The following is an 18,631-nucleotide window of genomic DNA, read 5'->3' as shown; positions in this document are numbered from 1 at the left end:
TTAATAGCATTGTTTAAGTTTTTCTCAAAGCTAATTCTCATATCAGCTTTGAGCTAAATCATATCCTTACCGTAGTTATCAGACCAATCTTTGCCGAAATCATCAACTGCTTTTTGAATTGATGGCATCGCAAAGCCAGCTTCAAAGACATCTGGGCCAGCTGTGATAGCTTGAGCTCCCTGAGCAAAAGCTTGATTAATCTGACTTACATTTTTAAAACTAGCCGCTAAAATTTTGCTCTCTGAGAAGTCACGGTCAATAGCTTCAGCAAGCTGACCAATCACAACAGCAGGGTCAATATTAAGATTTTCCATACGATTATAGTAAGGAGCTAGGTAGTCAGCACCAGCCGCTATCGCCAAAAGACCTTGAAAAGTCGTATAAATAGCCGTTGCTGTAATATGGTAACCTTCTGCTTTCAAAGTTTTAATAGCCGCTAAGCCTTCTTTAGTTACTGGAACCTTAACATATATTGACTCACCACACTGTTTTCGGATTTCCTCAGCATCCTTCAAAATACCATCATAATCTTGAGCCACAACCTGAACATGAATAGAGGCCTCGTCGCCAACAATTGCTCTCACCTCTCGGATACGTTCAAAGAAATCAATAGCCCCTTCTTTTTTAGCAATTGTTGGGTTTGATGTGACGCCAGCTAGTGGTAAAATCCGACTCCACTTTTTTATCTCATCTAAATTTAAAGTGTCTAACATATATTCCATTGTTTTGTTTACTCCTATAGTGTGTGTTCTGTTCTTTCTATAATGTCATCTTGGGTTGCTTTTGATAAAACGTTAAAGAAGGCTGAATAACCTGCCACACGGACAATCAAATCACGGTGTTTTTCAGGATTTTTTTGAGCATCAATCAAGGTCTCACGTGAGACAACATTGTATTGAATGTGGTAGCCATGAAGACGATTGAAGAATGTTCTTAAGAGCGCCTCTAATTTCATTTTATCCTCTTCTTTGGCCAATGTTTGAGGGTTAACTTTCTGGTTTAAGAGAACCCCGCCTACAATTTCTTCTGTCGGTAATTTTGAAACTGATTTAAGTACGGAGGTAGGGCCTTTCTTGTCCATGCTGTGCTCTGGAGAGCATCCTTCTGCTAAAGGTGTACCGGCATGTCTACCATCCGGTGTTGCAAGGGTACCTTTACCTTGACCAACATTAGCAGAAATAGATGAAGTGCCTGAATAACGAATACCTCCAATAGGACCACGATTATATCGTGTATTAGGGTATTTAGCAATTTCATCAATGTAAGTATCATAGGCTTCCACAACAAGCTGATCAGCATAGTCATCATCGTTACCATATTTTGGTGCATCATTGATCAGCATTTGTCGGATTTCTTCTCCTCGGTCACCAGCAAAGTCGGTTTCCAAAGCATGCCATAATTCTTCTGTGCTTAACTTGTTTTCTTCAAAGACTAATTTTTTCAGCGCCGCTAGGGAATCAGACAGATTGGCGATGCCAACTTGTAAGCCTGAGATAAAATCATAAACGGCCCCACCTTCTTTTAGAGTCTTACCACGGCCAATACAATCATCTGTTAGAGCTGAACAGAGAATATCTGGCACTTCTGCTTCCAATCCAAGATCGATAGCATTCTCAACTATGACACTCATCCGAGTGATTTCCCTTAAGGTTTCATCAAAGGCTTCTTTCAACTCTTTGTAAGAAGTCATCTCTTTAAAATGTCCATGCCCCTTAGCAAAGCGTTTACCAGATGATGGATCAATGCCGTCATTCATAGTAATAAGCAGAATTTTAGGGAAATTAATATAGCTCATCCCTGTACAACGGTAACCCCATTTCCCTGGTACTGCTGTTTCAACACAGCCAATTGCTGAATAATCATAAGCATCATCTTCTAAGACACCTTTTTTGATGAAGGATGGAATGATAATTTCATCATTATTGAAGGCTGGCATTCCAAACCCAAGCTTCATAACCTCAATACAGTCGTTCATAAAGCTTTTGTCTAACCCTTTATGATAACGAACGGTTAAGTTCGGTTGTGGAAGCTTTGTCTGGGCAACACTGCGTAATACCATGTAAGAAAGTGGGTTAACAGCATCCTTCTTATCTCTCGTTTGCCCGCCGATAGTGACATTTTGGTAAAGAGGACTACCTGCAGATGAGAAGGTATGAGACTGACTACGAACTTTGTTAATCGTTAACGTCTTAATCCAAAGATTAGTTAAGCGTTCTACAATAGAAGCTTCTGTCTCACGCCCCGCTTCTAAGTCCGCTTTAACATAGGGATACATATACTGGTCAAAGCGCCCATAAGATAGGGAGTGGCCATTAGATTCAATTTGAAGGATACATTGGATAAACCAAACAGATTGAACCGCTTCAGCAAACGTCTCTGCTGGCTGATAGGGCACCTTATCACAAATCCTAGCGATTTCAAGAAGTTCTTCTTTTCTGACATCATCGGCTTTTTGGGCCAACTGGCGTGCTAAGTCAGCATACCGTTTTGCATAAGTTTTAACAGCATCAATGACGATAAAGACGGAGTCATAAAAATGATACTTATAAATATTCTCTGGCACAGTCAAATCAAGTGTCGCTTTAGCATCACGAGCCCGTTTTTCAAAACCTATTAAGCCTTCTTCAAGCAGTTTTTGGTAGTTAACTGCCAAGTGTGCATCTCCAGAATTCATCTTTCCTTCCATACCAAAGAAGCCTGTTTCCATATAAACATCAACTTCTTTGGGGAGGAGGACACCAGCTCGTGCTCGTAAATTATTATTTTCCCAGAAAGGAGCAATAGCTCTTAGTTGTTCCTTAGTTTCTTCTGTGATATAAAAGACATCTCCGTCTCGTTTTTCAAAAAGATCTAATTCTTTAATCACAAAATCTAAGGTATATTCGGGGAAGATTGGAGCATCTTTATTAGAGGAAGCCTGGTTCCCTGCAATTAAACTGTCATCTTCAATATAAATGGACATATTTTCCAAGATATTTTGTAACATGTAAGCTCGTTTAAGATTTGCAGGTTTGTCCATGTGCTTTTGATAGCTTTCTGTTACAAGAATAGCACGTTCCGCATCAATATAAGGTTTTTTTGTCAAAACTGCTTCACGATAGTTATTCATCCTATCAGTAAGTGTGCCAAAATAAGATTGTTTTAAGTCAGTCATATGCCTCTCCTTTTTTCTTTCGTAATAAAAAAACTTTCCTTCGTAACTATAGTATCATATTCAGAGGACTTTGGAAGTCTCCAATGATAAGAGAATCGATTCATTTTATTTTGCACGATCGTGCAAAATAAACCTTCTGACGCGTCCCTTATTTTTAAAAAAGCCATCTCTAAGAACGAGATGACTTAAGAAAGATGAAGGAACTTTTTACTTGTTTTGATTCTCAGCGGATAATTCATTTTGATAAGCAATTTTATCTTGAACCTTAAAGAATGGGAAATAAATGATAGTTGACAAGACCAAAATAAGAATTTGGATAAGAGCACCTTGCCAACCACCTACCATAAAGCCAGAGATAATCGCCGGAGTCGACCAAGGAAGCGTGACACCAGAAAAAGGTTGCATAAAGCCGATTGAGATAGAACCGTAGACAAGTAGTGCTGCCAAAACAGGCACTAGAACAAAAGGTAAAAACATAACTGGATTCATGACAATTGGAAAGCCAAAAACCACTGGTTCATTAACATTAAAAAGTGCTGGAAATGCTGCTACTTTACCTAAAGCCTTATACTGCTTTGATTTTGAGGCAACTATCATAGCAATAACTAAACCACAAGTAATCCCTGAACCTGATAGAATTAAGAAGGAATCCAAAAATTGCTGAGTCACAATGTGCGCGCCATTCTCTAAAGTTAGTTTGTTGGCCGCTAGCAAGGCTTTATTAGCATCTAAATTCGACAACAGCAAGGCTGTTACGATTCCATTAACAACTGATTGTCCATGCACTCCAAACCACCATAAGAATGAAATAAAGAAAGCAATACCGATCGCACCATAAAGGGAACCTGTTAGGCCTTGCAGAGGAACTTGTATCACTGAGTAAATCATCTCAATGAATGTCCCACCACCAGTAATAGCTTTTGCAATAAGATAGACAACCATTGACAAGGTAAAGATGACAAATGCTGGAATCATCGCTTCAAATTGTTTAGCAATAGCTTGTGGCACTTGTGGGGGCATTTTTATGACAATATGTCGACGGATAAATTCCGTGTAGATTGCGCCAACCACTAGACCAATGAGAATAGCTCCTATGATTCCCTGACCGCCAAACCATACCTTACTAATGGCATCTGCAATAGCTTCTCCTTTTACTGGAACATAGGAAGATCGTAATAAAATAAAGAAGGCAGATAATGATAGAACACCAGCAGGAAGTGGTTCGACACCAGCATTTTTAGCGTAGGAATAAGCGATAGCAAAACAAGAAATCAAACCCATAATAGCAAAAGTACCAGAGTACACTTGCATGAATGGCTCTGTCCAGTTCTCACCAAAGACCTTTGCTATTGCTTCATTAACACCTTGAAATGGTATCTGACCAGCAATTAAAAAGAGACTACCAACCACTGTTAAAGGCAAGATAGCAAGCATCCCATCTTTGAGAGCAATAATCCCTTTCATATTAACAAATCTCATAATTGGTGCAATGATTTTTTGTGTATTTATCTTGGCCATCATGGACTCCTATCGTTTAACAAGGCCTAAGGCTAGGTCAAGCACTTTTTCACCGTCCAACATCCCATAATCAGCCATTGGGATAACTGCAATTGGGATACCATGTTCTTGACAGATAGCTTCTGAACTTTCTAAAGTATAAGAAACTTGAGGACCTAAAAGAGCGACATCAATCTGAGGGGCATAATCTGCCAATTTCCCTTGAGAATAAGCCTCTATCTGACATTCTATTCCTCTTTTTTCAGCTGCTACCTTCATATTATTAACCAGCATACCTGTAGAGAAACCTGCTGCACAAAATAAGCCAATTTTCATCATCTTTATCTCCTTTAGTTATTTTTAAATCTACTTAGTTGCTAATTCTTTACGAAGATCAATAATTTCTTTAATCAAATTAATTTCAGTAATAGTTGTCATCAAGTGATCTTGTGAGTGGACAAATAAAGCTGATATATCTGATTTATTCCCACTCGCTTCCTGAGCTAAAAACTGGGTCTGCAAATTATGTGCTTCTAATAGAGCATTGTCAGCAAGTGCCATCTCACGGTCACTATTTTCATAGTCCTGAGATTTTGCAAACTTCAACGCTTGATAGATATGCTGTTTGGCATCTCCAGCATTTAAAATTAAACCCATTATAATTTGATCAGGCACGATTAATTCCATTTCTTTCATCTCCTTACTTTACTTTGTTATAGCTTTCTTTTGAAAGTTCCACAGTTGCAATTGTAACCGTTTTCCTTTCGCCTATAATTTTATTCTAGCATTTTTGCTATCAGGGTCAATGCCTATCGTGCCATCTTTTTATTTGTGCACATTTGTGCAAAAAACTAGCCATTTATTACTTACACCCTCACTAAATACCTAAACGGATAGATATTAAGAAAGCAACTAACAATGGAAATCAACTCGTCTTTTGCACAAAAAAAGCCCTGATCAGCATCAAGACTTAAGATTTACTCCTTTAGCAAAAGTGTTTGACGTTTTCAAGGTCATCATCTAACTCTAGCACACGCATCAAGGTGTCTTTATCTGTCACTAAATAGTTAATAAAACCCGCCTTCAGTGCTGCCAAGATAGCTTTTGCTTTATAAGCTCCCCTTGCAACGGCTAACGTTTTTGGTACCTGTTCCAATTGCTTGAGCGAGATACCGATGGTTCGTTCTTGCAAACCTAAGTAAACAGGATTACCGTACTGATCAAAGAAACGGCAACAAACTTCACCTACCGCCTCTTCCTTTTTTAACTGTTCAAAATCAGCAGTGGTTAACAAATCAAGCCACTGACTTTTTTCCCCACTATGCGCTTCGCCACCAATCCCCACTATAGCTAAATCAAGCTGATTCCAGCTTTCTAATAAACTTTCAAAATATTTAGACTGTAAGATCCCATTAGTAAGGTCTTTATTTTCCTGCACGGCCATAGCATTAATAAAAGTACTCTTGCCTTGAAAAATTCTAGCCAGCCGGTAAACTAAAGTATTAACATGGAATTGAACATTAATATGGCTAGGGCCACCTGCAAGTGGACAAACACAGACACCCGTCATGGATTTAGGGTCCAGCTCATCAATTACACTGGACAAGGTTGCTCCCCAAGCAATCCCAATTTTATCCCCATCTCTAACCGTATTACGCAAAACCTCAGCTGCTGTTCTTGCAAGCTTACTTTGAGTATTAGCTAGACTATCCTCTGGGTCGTTTGGCACAATATCAATTTTTTCCAAACCATATTTTTGCCGAACATACTCTTCTAAACCAAACAGATGCGTATCATAGTCAGCAATCTCGATACGAACAATACCTTCTTTTTTCGCCTTTGCCAGCATACGACTAACAGTTGTGCGATAAATCCCCGTCTCCTCAGCAATCTGTGTCTGGCTTTTGCCCTCAACATAAAATAAGTAAGCCAGCTTAGCCAGCATGCGCCGCTTTTCTTCTCTCATCATAGACACCTACACCATCAGACATAGTCTAAAACAATCCCAAAGGAGTTTAGCAGTTGTTGACTCTCTTTATCAAGGTTTTGATCAGTAATAACACGCCCCACCCGGTCAAGGCTAAGCTGTTGAACCAGACTAGCTTTTAAAAACTTACTAGAATCAGTCAGAATAATCGTTTCTTCCGCCGCATCCGCCATATATTGTACACTTTCACAACGCATCATGTCTTTACACATAAAACCAATTTTGGGGCTAAAGCCATCCGTTCCTGCAAAAACCCGATCAACATGGAAAAGATCAACCATCTGTTTAAGTAAAGGTCCAACCGTTACCTCAGAATTAGGCTGATAATTGCCACCTAATAAAATAATCTGACAAGAATCATATTGCCTTAGAAAATTAGCAATGAAACAAGAATTGGTAATGATTTTGATGTTGCGTTTCGTCTGACAAAGGACCTCTGCTAATAAAGCACAAGTTGAGCCCGACTCAATCATAATTGTATCATTGTCTTGGACCAATTCGGCCGCTTTTTCTGCGATTTTCCGTTTAATATTGTAATTGTAGGACAAGCGTACATTTAAGTTATCACCACTATTTAAAACAGCATAACCATGTTCTCGATGTAAAAGGCCTTTACTCTCTAGTTTATCTAAATCCTTTCGAACGGTTACTTTCGAAACTCCTAAATGTTTTGATAAACTGTTAACATCAATACGTTTATGATCCGAAACTAATTGAATGATTTTCTCTAATCTGTTCATTATTCACCTCAACATCTATTATATCAGGTTTCTTAGCAAATAAACGTAAATAAATCAACTTACGAACGTAATTGATTTATTTACGTTTATTTGCTATCATTAGATTACTAGGAAAGGATTTTGAACTATGACAGAATCAGGCATTGTCTTTAATATTCAGCATTTTAGTATCCACGATGGTCCGGGTATTCGGACAACTGTCTTTTTAAAAGGTTGCCCCCTGCGTTGTCCCTGGTGTGCTAATCCAGAATCACAAAAAAAACAACCCGAGCAGATGCTTAAATCAGACGGACAAACTTATGAGACCGTTGGGGAAGTTAAAACAGTTGATATGGTCATCGAGGACGTTTTAAAAGATCTCGATTTTTACGAAGAATCTGGCGGTGGCTTAACTTTATCTGGTGGTGAAATTTTTGCTCAATATGATTTTGCCAAGGCTATCCTCAAAGCTGCCAAAGAAAAAGGCCTCCATACTGCCATTGAAACAACAGCTTATGCTAAACATGAACAATTTATTGATCTGATACAGTATGTAGATTTCATCTATACAGACTTAAAGCACTATAACCAAGTAAGGCACCGCAAAATGACAGGTGTCACCAATGACCTGATTATCAAAAATATTCATTATGCCTTCGCAATGGGCAAAGAGATTGTCCTACGCATCCCTATTATCCCCAATTTTAATGATTCTTTAGAAGATGCTAAAGCCTTCTCAGAACTTTTTAATCAACTAGAAATCAGTGAAGTCCAATTATTACCTTTCCATCAATTCGGCGAAAATAAATACAAACTCCTCGGACGAGACTACCAAATGACTGACGTACCAGCCTATCATCCGGAAGATTTAGAAGATTATCGCCAAGTTTTTCTTCAACATCAGATTCATTGCTATTTTTAACAGCCAAAAAGTATCCATCCAATTTCATTATGGTGGATACTTTTTTGTTCATAAGAAATTGCACACAACTTCTAAGTTATCTATCTAGCAAATCTTTAAGGTTTGTTAACCTTCATAATACGAACTAAGTGGGATCTTTCAGCTTCTTCAAGTTTTAATTCAATATAATGAATAGTTTCTATCAGTTGAGGAATAATAGCATGTTCTAAACCGTTGACGCGACGACGCGTTTTTTCAATATCATCAGCCATTAACTGACACTGTTTTTCAACTTCTGCCAACCTTAGCATCGGTTGCAAAAGCTTTTCCATATTCTGAATAGTTTGATCCATCTCACTGTTTGATGCCAAAAAACTATATGAAAAATTAGCCTCTCCACTATCTTGCTCTTCTTGAATGTGATATTTAGGAACACGGACACTCATAATATTATCCACTTCGATATAAAGTGAGAGATCATGGATAGGAATGGAAAACAATTCTTCAACGACAGCACTATTTTCAAGTGACTTTGCCAAAACAAAGGTTTGCATATTCTCAGTTAAACACTCCTCAACCTGACGTCTGAGCTTATCATTTTCGCGTACTAAATCAACAAAATGATGCATGAGTTCATCGCGCTTATCTTTTAAAAGTTTATGGCCCCTTTTAGCAGTCCTTAACCGTTTTTTCAACGAATTGAGTTCCATTCGTGTGGGTTTAACATTTAATCTTGACATCTCATAATAAACCTTTCTTTAAGATAGCATAGGCTCAATCAACCACATTTGACTCAAGCTAGTCAACTTTTCCTAAATAGTGGTCAATCATCTCAGCTTTAATCCGCTTCAATTCTGTTCTTGGCAAGATAGAGAGGAGTTCCCAGCCCAAGTTGAGACTCTCTTCAATGGAACGATTTTGAGCGAACCCTTGATTAATGTATCTTTCTTCAAATTGGTTGGTAAAAGTAACATATAATTTATCAGTTTCTGACAAAGCTGATTCTCCAAGCACAATAGCCAATTCTTTTGCTTGCTTGCCTTGCGCGTAGGCTGCAAAAAGTTGATTCATGGTCGCAGCATGGTCTTCCCTCGTCTTTCCTTCTCCGGAACCTTTATCCTTTAGACGGGATAAAGAGGGCAAAATATCAATAGGTGGCTCCAGACCACTGTTATAAAGCGCATGTGAAAGAATAATCTGACCTTCGGTAATATAGCCCGTCAAATCTGGGATTGGATGGGTAATGTCGTCCTCAGGCATAGTCAAAATAGGGATTTGTGTGACCGAACCTGCTTTTCCCACTAAACGACCAGCCCGCTCATATAAAGTTGACAAATTAGTGTAAAGATAGCCTGGATATCCCCGCCGACCCGGAACTTCTCTTCTTGCTGCCGAGATTTCTCTCAAGGCTTCACAATAATTTGTCATATCTGTCATAATCACTAACACATGCATATTCTTTTCATAGGCCAAGTATTCCGCTGTTGTTAAAGCAATGCGAGGAGTTGCAATTCTCTCAATAGCAGGGTCATTTGCTAAATTAATAAAGAGGACAGAGCGGCTGATAGCACCTGTTTTTCGCAGATCTTCCATAAAAAATTCAGCTTCTTCGAAGGTGATTCCAATAGCTGCAAAGACAACAGCAAACTTCCCATCATCACCTAAAACAGTTGCTTGGCGCGCAATTTGCGCGGCTAATTCATTGTGGGGTAGCCCAGAGCCCGAGAAAACAGGTAATTTTTGCCCACGGACTAAAGTATTTAGGTGATCAATAGCTGAAATTCCAGTCTGGATAAATTCATCAGGATAGTCACGCGAAATTGGATTAATAGCTTGACCATCGATATCCAAGAACTTTTCGGCTATTAATTCTGGACCGCCGTCAAGTGGTCTTCCCATACCGTCAAATACTCTCCCAACCATATCTTCAGAAACAGCAAGCTCTAAGGGATGTCCGGTGAAACGTACTTTTGATTTGGCCAAATTAATCCCACTAGAACCCTCAAAAAGCTGAACGACAGCCTTGTCATGATGAACTTCTAAAACTTGACCTTGACGCTTGTTCCCATTTTGCATCGTGATTTCCACCAACTCATTATAGTGGACACCAGAAACCTGATCAACAATCATTAAGGGACCAACCACTTCACAAACCGTCCGATATTCTTTGATTTGCTCCATCTCAGACACCTCCTTTCTCTAAAATCGCTTTGATGGTAGCCTTCATCTCAAGGCCTATCTCCTCTATCTGCGTAATATTTTCCTCGAGAATAAACTTGCTCCTTGCCATCCGATCACGAAGGTCAATTGTTCCCTCCATAATTTCTGAAAAATAAGCACCTAATTGCAAAGCTTTGCTGGCTTCCTCTTTAAAGAGCAAAATATTACTAAGCATAGCAGCTTGCTTACTAAAAGAACTAAAGGTATCAGCTACATCAAAAGCATTTTGTTGCAAATAATCTTCGCGAATTTGTCTCGCAATAGCTAAGGTTAAACGATCCTGCTCAGATAAGGAATCCATCCCCACCAGTCGAACAATTTCTTCCAAACGTGATTCCTCTTGGAGGATTGCCATCGCTTCTCTGACTTTTTGGGGCCAGTCTGCTTCTTGATGTTGACAGATATAGCGTCCAACCTCGTCCTTATAAAGGGAATACGACGTCAACCAGTTAATGGCTGGGAAATGCCTTCTCTGCGCTAATAGAGCATCTAAGCCCCAAAAAACTTTCACAATTCTAAGAGTGTTTTGAGTGACCGGCTCTGAAATATCACCACCAGGAGGTGATACCGCACCAATAGCTGTAATTGATCCTTCACGCGCATCGCTTCCTAGGAGTTTAAAACGGCCTGCACGTTCATAGTATTCCGCAATTCGGCTTCCAAGATAGGCAGGATATCCTTCATCTCCAGGCATCTCCTCTAACCGACCTGATATCTCCCGCAAAGCTTCTGCCCATCTAGAAGTAGAATCAGCCATGATGGCAACTGAATAGCCCATATCGCGGAAATACTCTGCAATCGTGATGCCAGTGTAAATAGACGCTTCCCGAGCTGCTACTGGCATATTAGAAGTATTGGCAATTAAGACTGTTCGTTCCATAATTGACTGACCTGTCGCAGGATCAATTAACTCAGGAAATTCATTCAAGACATCTGTCATTTCATTGCCACGCTCACCACAGCCAACATAAATAACAATATCAACATTCGCAAATTTGGCTATCTGGTGCTGAACAACTGTTTTCCCCGCACCAAAAGGTCCAGGAACTGCCGCTGCGCCGCCTTTAGTCACAGGAAAGAAAGTATCAATAACGCGTTGCCCCGTAACCAAAGGTTCCGTCGGAATGAGTTTTTGTTTGGTCGGCCGATTTTTTCTTACTGGCCATTTTTGCATTAAAGTCCCTTGGTAAACAGTACCATCATCTTGCTTAATCTGATAAACAATGTCGTCAACACTAAAATCTCCAGTTTGAATAGCAATCAGCTCCCCTGAAACATGAGGAGGAAGCATAATCCGATGCTCAATAACCTTTGTTTCTTGGACGTAGCCCACAATATCACCAGCGACAAGATGACAGCCAGGTTCCACAGTCGCCACAAAAGTCCATAAGCGTGTCCTATCCAAACTCGGAATATGGATACCTCGCAATAAAAAATCACTCTGGGTAGTCTTTTGGTACCTTTCCAAAGGCCTTTGAATACCATCAAACATCTCAGCTAACAAACCAGGACCCAATTCTACAGATAAGGGTTCGCCGGTCGTCACTACAGGTTCTTCTGGACCAACTCCTGACGTTTCTTCATAGACTTGGATAGAAGCATGATCTTTTCGCATTTCGATGATTTCACCGATAAGTCCAAGCTTACCTACCCGACAGATATCTTGAATATTAGCTTCTGCCATGCCCGATGCAACCACTAGAGGGCCTGAAACTTTTATAATTTTTCCTTGGCTCAACGTCTTCTCCTTTTTACTATTTTCTTGGAATCCTATCCAAAACCTCATAAAATATTCTGTCCAACAGCTCTTTCAACACGCTCCTGAAGCCGATTTAAGGCAATTCTTTCTTTTTGCTTATAGCTTGGAAGTAAAATAATGGCTGGTGTCAGCTCTTTATCATAACGCGCAATTGTCTCTGGGATAAGCTGTGCAATGTCTTCTGTTACATAAATAATGCCAAAGTTAGCCTTTGCTAACTGACGTAACGTATTAGTTGCCTCTTGCGCTTCAATAACAGGAAAAATCTGAAAACCAATCATATGAAATGGTAGAATTAAATCCCGATTTCCCACAACAGCAATTTTATAGGTTTTAGTATTCATAAAAGGGTCTCAACCTTTCTTTTACCAAATCAAGCGGTAGCTGATTTACCTTAGCAGATAAGATCAACCGTAAGTTCTTGATCTCAAATAATTTTGCTAAAAGAAAACGAGCTACAGGGTAAGGACCTTGGCAAGTAAACTTACTATCATCAAAGAGATAAAAAATTAAGAGATCAACTAATTCTTCCAGTTCCCTAATACTTAGCTCCCCCTTAGCTATTTTTTGCTCATATCTAGCTAGCACACTTGAATAATTCTCAGGGAGTAATTGATTGTACCAACTACCTAAGGTCTGATAAATGGGATTGCCAGTAAGTTCTTGGTTGGTTAGGCTTGATTGTTCTGTTAATAATTGTTTAATGAAGCCATCTGCTTTGTTCAAGTTTTTAGCACGCATCAGCGTCAGCACATTATAGGAATCCGTTAGAATATCCACTGCCTTATCAAAAACGGGATCATCTAACTGCTCTGCAATTCGTCGCAGATGTTTAAAATAAGCTAAGTCAGCCCCAATTTCAATTACCCGACTATCCCCATAATCAACATACTCTTCCCAAATAGACTGGATTTCCTCCTCAAAATAAGCAGGAAAATAATCAGACTTTAAGGTCCTCACAAGATGCTGCAAAGCTGATAAAGAAGTCCCGCCAAAAGGAAGCAATAAATGATCTAAATTCTTTTGACTAGCCTTTGCTTTGAGAAGAACTTTGACATTGTGGTAAAGGTAGGGTAGGATAAACAAGTCCACAATCTCAGGAACTGGACACTCAGCCGAAACCCATTTAAACGTTTTTCCCAACTCTTTCATTAATACCTTTTCAACAATGTCTAAATTATCCAAATCAGTAATAGTTATAGAATAGGGTGTTTTTTGCAACAAGAGACTCAGTTCCTCTTTATTTTTTGCATTGAGGAACATCGTGAATTCTTGTTCAGAGATGAAGTCTTTTTCTTTAACACTGATACTTGTATTAAGTTGTGAAAATTGATCGTGATCCATAAGGCCCCCTAATGACTATTAAAAATAAGCTTTGAAAACTGCGCACTTTCATCTCTATATAAAGCAGCTACCAATTCTTTATAAAGGTAATTGTAATCAATCTGACCTAAGGATAAGACAAAGCCTGATTCATTTCCAATCAGCTCAGAGCGAAAACTTACCTCTGGGAATGTATCCTTACAATTAGCTAAGTCTTGTTGGCTCAATTTTTGAGCTGTTTTTTCTCCCAATTGAACACTAATCTTTTGATTGGGAAATTGCATAAGGACAACCTTCAAAAACGAAAGCTCTTGTTCACTGGTAAAAGCCTCCATCTTTTGTAAAGCTCTTGCAAATAAGTCACCTAAAACTTTATGTTTAAAAGCTAAACTAGCCTGCTTTTCCTGATTTCTACCCTCTTGACTGCGGACTTGAAAATGACTTTTAATCTCTCTCAATTGGTCCGCACGATAAGCTTCTTTGTCTGTTCTCATCGCCTCTTTATCTAACTCGAATTCTCGTTCTAATTCCTCAATAGCCACCCTAAATTTCCTTTGGCTATCTTGGTGAGCTTGTTCAAGAATAGTGGCTTTTAGTTGTTCAATATCACTCATACAATCCTCCCTTCAAACACACTAAGCAGCCTCAGTCTGACTTGTCCTAAACAAAACACAAGCCTAACCAACCCGCAATGTTAATATAAAGGACACAACGAAGGCTAAGATAGCGTAGGTTTCGACCATAGCAGCTAAGATAGCTCCCTTCATATATTCCTCAGGACGCTTGGCTAAAATTTGCATTCCAGCCACTGCTACATTCCCTTGATGCTTAGCAGAAAAGTAACCAACAAGTCCTATTGGTAGAGAAACAAAAAAGTAAGCCACTCCCTGCTCAAGAGCTAAGTTGGGAGTTAATTGTAACCAAATTAAAATACCAATAACAAAACCGTACAAGCCTTGCGTTCCTGGTAATAGTTGCAAAATTAAGGCTGATGCAAATTTATCTGGTTCTTCTTTTAATAAAGCAGCGGCAGCCTGACCCGCTTTCCCAACACCATAAGCTGAGCCCATGCCACTAAAACCAACCGCAATAGCAATCCCCAAGGCGGAAAAAAAAGCGCCTCCATGACTTGTAAAATAACTTGCTAACTGTTCCATATTATTCTTCCTCCATTTGACTTTCTTTCTTGATGACCACATACTTATTAGCTACTTTTAAGGGGTTAAAAGCTCTGCCTCCACCTTGATAGAACTTACCAAAAAATTCAACAAACATTAGTCTAGCACCATGAACATAACCTGATAACAAGGACAAGAAAATATTAATAGCATGTAAAAAAACAAAAATCACAATACCTATCGTAAATCGCCCTAAAGGAGGAAAAATGCTCACAATTAAATTAAAAGCTGACCCGATACTTGCTCCCGATAGCCCTAAAGCCATAAGACGCGTAAAACTTACCAAATCACCAATATAGGAACTAATATTATAGAGTTGGTATAAACCCACTCCTAAACCCGCAAAATTTTTAGATTTTAGCACAGCAACAAGGACAATTCCTACAGCATTCACAATAGCCAACCATTTCCCTGTTGTGATTAAAAAGCCTAGCCAAGGTATCAGTAAGCCTATCGCCATTAAAAATAGCCCTACTAATATCAAACACCAAGCAAAGCCTGAACTATAAGCTTGTGCATAATCCCTCATTTTCACTTGCTGTAAGCCATTCAAAAGCAAACCAACAATCACTGTCACAAAACCGAAAATAACTGATAAGATGAGAATGGACATTACATCTCTGGTTGTTGATAACAGATGGATGGGCAAAGCAAACCCAAAAAAAGAACCATAAATCAGTCCCCATAAGGCGACAGCAACACCAAGTGTCCTAAAAAATTTCAGAAATCGTCTCTTTTTAACATCAAGGTTACCCAAACTTAGAGCAAGACTGGCTACTAAACCTAAGAGAAGACCATAACCTAGATCAGCTACCATCATCCCAAAAAACGTAAAATAAAAAGGAGCTAAGAGAGGAGTTGGATCCTTCTCATAATATTTAGGCAAAGCATACATTTCCGTTACTAGCTCAAACGGCTCGATAATAGCGTGGTTACGAAGTTTAATCGGCACCACTTCCCACTCCGCTTGCTCAACATCTGTGGCTTGTATATAAACCGAGCAGCCAAATTGGTCTTGAGCCGCCGCTTCTAAAACTTTTACATTGTCTGCTTCAATCCATGCTTCAATAGCAACTAAATAACGACTCCTAGCTAGCAACTGCTTGGCGCTTTGTCGTAAGTTTAAAGTGCTACAATAGTCTAGCTGAATATAGAGCTCTTCCAGCTGATCCGCTGAATTAGATAATTCTAACACTAGCTGCCCTTTTTCAGCCTTATAGGCCTTAATGGCCTTTTCTTTTTCTAAGAGTAACTCAGCCGGTAACAACTGATAGGGATAATCAAGTGCTTTAAAATGGTAATCTTCAAGAGCGACTGTTTGTTGCTTATCCCAAAACAAAAGGACCCCATACTCTAACTCTGTCTGAAAAACTTTCTCCAATACGATATGAGGATTAGCCAGTAATTGGCGATAAAAACTATCGTCTGCAGTACTTGGAATGGTGCCAATCTGACCAGCTAAAACGTTTAAATCAGCAAGATCTCGAGGCAAAATTTTTAGCTGCACCCATTTTCTAAGATCTTCTAATTCCACATCAAGCCCTTCCAAAGCATGGTTAATCATTTTCAGTCTCTGTATTTTTTCCTGATAATAACAAAGAAGCTCCTTAACCTCTTTTTGCCGCTTTAAATCTTCTAAATCCTCAAACTGAATAGAAGGTTTTTGCTTTTTGAGAGTGGCCAATTTACTTTTAGCTGGGATAACACCTGTTAATGCTTTGATGACGTCTTTGATTTCTTCTTCTTGCCGTCTAAAATAGACTAAAGTATGGTCCCCTTCTAAGTCCTCCTCAGACTTGTCAGCAAATTGCCATATTTTAGGACAAGTATTCGTCCTTTCCTGAAAAGCTTCTTGCCATTCATCTAACTGGCAAACATTGCGCACTTCAACGACTTGCCTTTGTTGTAAAAATTGTAAAAACTGATCTAAGATATCTTGCTCTAAGATAATAGACAGTTTTTTCATTTGACTAATAGCCATATTTTTCTACCACCCTGTCCACAATCTGATCAACCAGGTGCTCTTTTTGATCAGCCAAAAAAAGCTCAATAGCTATTTCTTGTGCCTGTTGTCGTGCTAAAGCAGCTACTTCTTCTTGGGCCAATTCCTTAGCCAGAGCCTCTTTTACATCTTCCACTTGTTTTTGTGTCTCTAGGTCATAACTCAGCCTTAAGGTTTCCAACTTATCTTTTAACTGGATAGCATGTGCTAATTTTTTAGTTTCATAGTCTTCGTAAATAGCCTTAGCTTCCAGCTCAATAGAGGCCATCTTTGATATTATAGAATTTGTCACGATTTTCTCCTCATCTATAGGCACTGACAACAGTCACCGCACGCCAACCAAACACCCTTACCCTTATATTTTTGTAAATAGAAAAAAGAGGCTTATTTCCTGATGGCTAGTTTAGTAGCGAAGCAAAAAGTCACTAACCATCTACCACCCAGAAATAGGCCTCCCCCTCATACTATTTTACTTGCCCCTAGATTACTAAACTATTTCAAAGCTAATTCTGCTAGAGACATCATCAGAATGGCTTTATTTACCTTCTTGGTAGAACTCTTCCATATCTGCTTTTGGCACCATACTACCACCAGTCGCCCATGCAATATAAGTTGCATTTTGCATCTTATCTTCCAAGTCATAAGCTTTCAGATAAGCACGACCTTCTTGCGTTCCAAAGAGCATTGCTGGTCCAATAGTACCCGCTAGGGCTGCTGGTTCTAAGTGAATGTCTTCTAAATCAATCATTTTTGTCAAGAAGAGTTTTTGATGCTCTTCAGAAATGGTAATTCCCCCATTAAAGTAATGATGCATCAACTCAGCAACAAAACCAGACGTTCTAGGAACAGCTAAACCATCCATATTTGTTTTCGCATCAATAGCAAAATCGGCTACAGAAACCTTAGAATATTCTTTTGTTAATAGGCCAACCAACATGGACGGCATATGTGTTGGCTGAGCAAAGAAACAGTGAACGTGATCACCATATATCTGTTTCAAGCCAAAAGCTGTACCGCCTGGACTACCACCAATACCACATGGCGAGAAGACAAAGAGGGGATGGTCTTCGTCAACGAGGATATTTTTCTCTTCTAACTGTTTCTTCAATCGGCAAGGTCCAACAGTGTAGCCTAAGAAGAGATCCACTGAATGTTCATCGTCTACAAAGTAAGATTTAGGATCGGCATCGGATTCGGCACGACCTTGATTAACTGCCTCAGTGAAATTTGTCTTATGTTCAATAACCACAACGCCGTGATCACGCAAATATTGTTTTTTCCACTCTTTAGCATCGTAGGACATGTGAATAACCACTTCAAAACCAAGCGAAACACCCATGATACCGACACTAATTCCTAAATTTCCAGTAGTGCCAACCATAATCTTGTACTGACTAAAGAACTCTTTAAATTCAGAGCTGGCAAATTTCCGATAGTCATCATCATAGCCACTTAAAATACCTGCTTCCAATGCTAACATTTCAGCATGTTTTAGCACTTCGTAAATAGCTCCCCGAGCCTTAATAGTTCCAGCGATTGGCAAAGTGTCATCACGTTTTAAATACATCTGCCCAGGAATTTTGATTTGGTATTGAGCTTCTAAAAAGTGTTGAAATTCTGGGATTTTTGAGATGGCAGATTCAATAATGCCATCATTAGCACGGATGCACTCAAAATTATCGGCAAAGTACGGAGCAAAGCGTTTCAAACGGTCTTCAGCATCTTTGATATCAGCTTTTCCAAATTGTGACACTTTATTAGCTGCATCAACACCTTGATAAGAATCATTCATCCAAAAAAGTTCTTCATAGTTCATCACTTTTTCAAGTTCAGGTATTTCTTTTTTCCAAGTTTCTAGACTCATCACAAGCCTCCTTCATCTTTATTTTTC

Annotated in this window: 18 protein-coding genes; 1 reads left to right on the top strand and 17 read right to left on the bottom strand. The window is 39.2% G+C overall.

Annotated features, from left to right (window positions below; translation table 11 throughout):
* Positions 1-53: 53 nt before the first annotated feature.
* The 7 genes from FGK96_RS00895 to FGK96_RS00865 all read right to left on the bottom strand — a co-directional run bounded on the left by FGK96_RS00895 (position 54) and on the right by FGK96_RS00865 (position 7,378).
* Complete coding sequence (locus FGK96_RS00895; protein WP_138080516.1) at positions 54-722, bottom strand: fructose-6-phosphate aldolase; 669 nt, start codon at positions 720-722, stop codon at positions 54-56.
* 14 nt (positions 723-736) lie between these two features.
* The gene (locus tag FGK96_RS00890; RefSeq protein ID WP_138080514.1) at positions 737-3,154 is read right to left on the bottom strand and encodes a glycyl radical protein; all 2,418 of its coding nucleotides are present in this window, start codon (positions 3,152-3,154) and stop codon (positions 737-739) included.
* A 207-nt stretch (positions 3,155-3,361) separates the two neighbouring features.
* The gene (locus FGK96_RS00885) at positions 3,362-4,672 is read right to left on the bottom strand and encodes a PTS sugar transporter subunit IIC (RefSeq protein WP_138083474.1); all 1,311 of its coding nucleotides are present in this window, start codon (positions 4,670-4,672) and stop codon (positions 3,362-3,364) included.
* Between the two features lie 9 nt (positions 4,673-4,681).
* Complete coding sequence (locus FGK96_RS00880) at positions 4,682-4,990, bottom strand: PTS sugar transporter subunit IIB (RefSeq protein ID WP_138080512.1); 309 nt, start codon at positions 4,988-4,990, stop codon at positions 4,682-4,684.
* Between the two features lie 27 nt (positions 4,991-5,017).
* The gene (locus FGK96_RS00875) at positions 5,018-5,338 is read right to left on the bottom strand and encodes a PTS lactose/cellobiose transporter subunit IIA (protein ID WP_138080510.1); all 321 of its coding nucleotides are present in this window, start codon (positions 5,336-5,338) and stop codon (positions 5,018-5,020) included.
* Between the two features lie 298 nt (positions 5,339-5,636).
* Positions 5,637-6,617: a sugar-binding transcriptional regulator gene (locus tag FGK96_RS00870; RefSeq protein ID WP_138083473.1), complete on the bottom strand. Its 981-nt coding sequence runs from the start codon at positions 6,615-6,617 to the stop codon at positions 5,637-5,639.
* Positions 6,618-6,634: 17 nt separating this feature from the next.
* A complete protein-coding gene (locus FGK96_RS00865; RefSeq protein WP_003085096.1) occupies positions 6,635-7,378 on the bottom strand; it encodes a DeoR/GlpR family DNA-binding transcription regulator in 744 nt (247 codons plus the stop codon).
* Positions 7,379-7,505: 127 nt separating this feature from the next.
* Between FGK96_RS00865 and FGK96_RS00860 the strand changes: the two genes are divergently transcribed.
* Positions 7,506-8,279 carry a glycyl-radical enzyme activating protein gene (locus tag FGK96_RS00860; protein ID WP_138080508.1) on the top strand — a complete coding sequence of 258 codons (774 nt, stop codon included), beginning with the start codon at positions 7,506-7,508 and terminating at the stop codon, positions 8,277-8,279.
* 95 nt (positions 8,280-8,374) lie between these two features.
* On the opposite strand, the gene FGK96_RS00855 is transcribed toward FGK96_RS00860, so the two are convergent.
* From FGK96_RS00855 to FGK96_RS00810, 10 genes are all read right to left on the bottom strand, one after another.
* On the bottom strand, positions 8,375-8,998 hold the full coding sequence (locus FGK96_RS00855) for a V-type ATP synthase subunit D (protein WP_138080506.1): 624 nt from the start codon (positions 8,996-8,998) through the stop codon (positions 8,375-8,377).
* A 58-nt stretch (positions 8,999-9,056) separates the two neighbouring features.
* Complete coding sequence (locus tag FGK96_RS00850) at positions 9,057-10,439, bottom strand: V-type ATP synthase subunit B (protein ID WP_138080504.1); 1,383 nt, start codon at positions 10,437-10,439, stop codon at positions 9,057-9,059.
* Between the two features lies 1 nt (position 10,440).
* The gene (locus tag FGK96_RS00845; protein WP_138080502.1) at positions 10,441-12,216 is read right to left on the bottom strand and encodes a V-type ATP synthase subunit A; all 1,776 of its coding nucleotides are present in this window, start codon (positions 12,214-12,216) and stop codon (positions 10,441-10,443) included.
* Positions 12,217-12,260: 44 nt separating this feature from the next.
* Positions 12,261-12,581 carry a V-type ATP synthase subunit F gene (locus FGK96_RS00840; protein WP_138080500.1) on the bottom strand — a complete coding sequence of 107 codons (321 nt, stop codon included), beginning with the start codon at positions 12,579-12,581 and terminating at the stop codon, positions 12,261-12,263.
* On the bottom strand, positions 12,571-13,581 hold the full coding sequence (locus FGK96_RS00835; protein ID WP_138080498.1) for a V-type ATPase subunit: 1,011 nt from the start codon (positions 13,579-13,581) through the stop codon (positions 12,571-12,573). Before FGK96_RS00835 ends, FGK96_RS00840 begins: the two co-directional genes overlap by 11 nt.
* 8 nt (positions 13,582-13,589) lie before the next feature.
* Positions 13,590-14,174 (bottom strand): hypothetical protein, encoded by a 585-nt coding sequence (locus FGK96_RS00830; RefSeq protein ID WP_138080496.1) that lies wholly within the window; start codon positions 14,172-14,174, stop codon positions 13,590-13,592.
* Positions 14,175-14,237: 63 nt separating this feature from the next.
* The gene (locus tag FGK96_RS00825) at positions 14,238-14,717 is read right to left on the bottom strand and encodes a V-type ATP synthase subunit K (RefSeq protein ID WP_138080494.1); all 480 of its coding nucleotides are present in this window, start codon (positions 14,715-14,717) and stop codon (positions 14,238-14,240) included.
* Position 14,718: 1 nt separating this feature from the next.
* Entirely contained in the window at positions 14,719-16,719 is a 2,001-nt protein-coding gene (locus tag FGK96_RS00820; RefSeq protein WP_138080492.1) for a V-type ATP synthase subunit I, read from the bottom strand.
* On the bottom strand, positions 16,709-17,032 hold the full coding sequence (locus FGK96_RS00815; protein WP_138080490.1) for a hypothetical protein: 324 nt from the start codon (positions 17,030-17,032) through the stop codon (positions 16,709-16,711). The genes FGK96_RS00820 and FGK96_RS00815 overlap by 11 nt, the downstream gene beginning before the upstream one ends.
* A gap of 243 nt (positions 17,033-17,275) precedes the next feature.
* A complete protein-coding gene (locus FGK96_RS00810; RefSeq protein WP_138080488.1) occupies positions 17,276-18,604 on the bottom strand; it encodes a D-serine ammonia-lyase in 1,329 nt (442 codons plus the stop codon).
* Positions 18,605-18,631 lie beyond the last annotated feature (27 nt).

This window comes from Streptococcus porcinus, from assembly GCF_901542335.1.
In the GTDB taxonomy this organism is placed as follows: domain Bacteria; phylum Bacillota; class Bacilli; order Lactobacillales; family Streptococcaceae; genus Streptococcus; species Streptococcus porcinus_A.
This window is presented reverse-complemented; position numbering and strand designations above follow the sequence as displayed.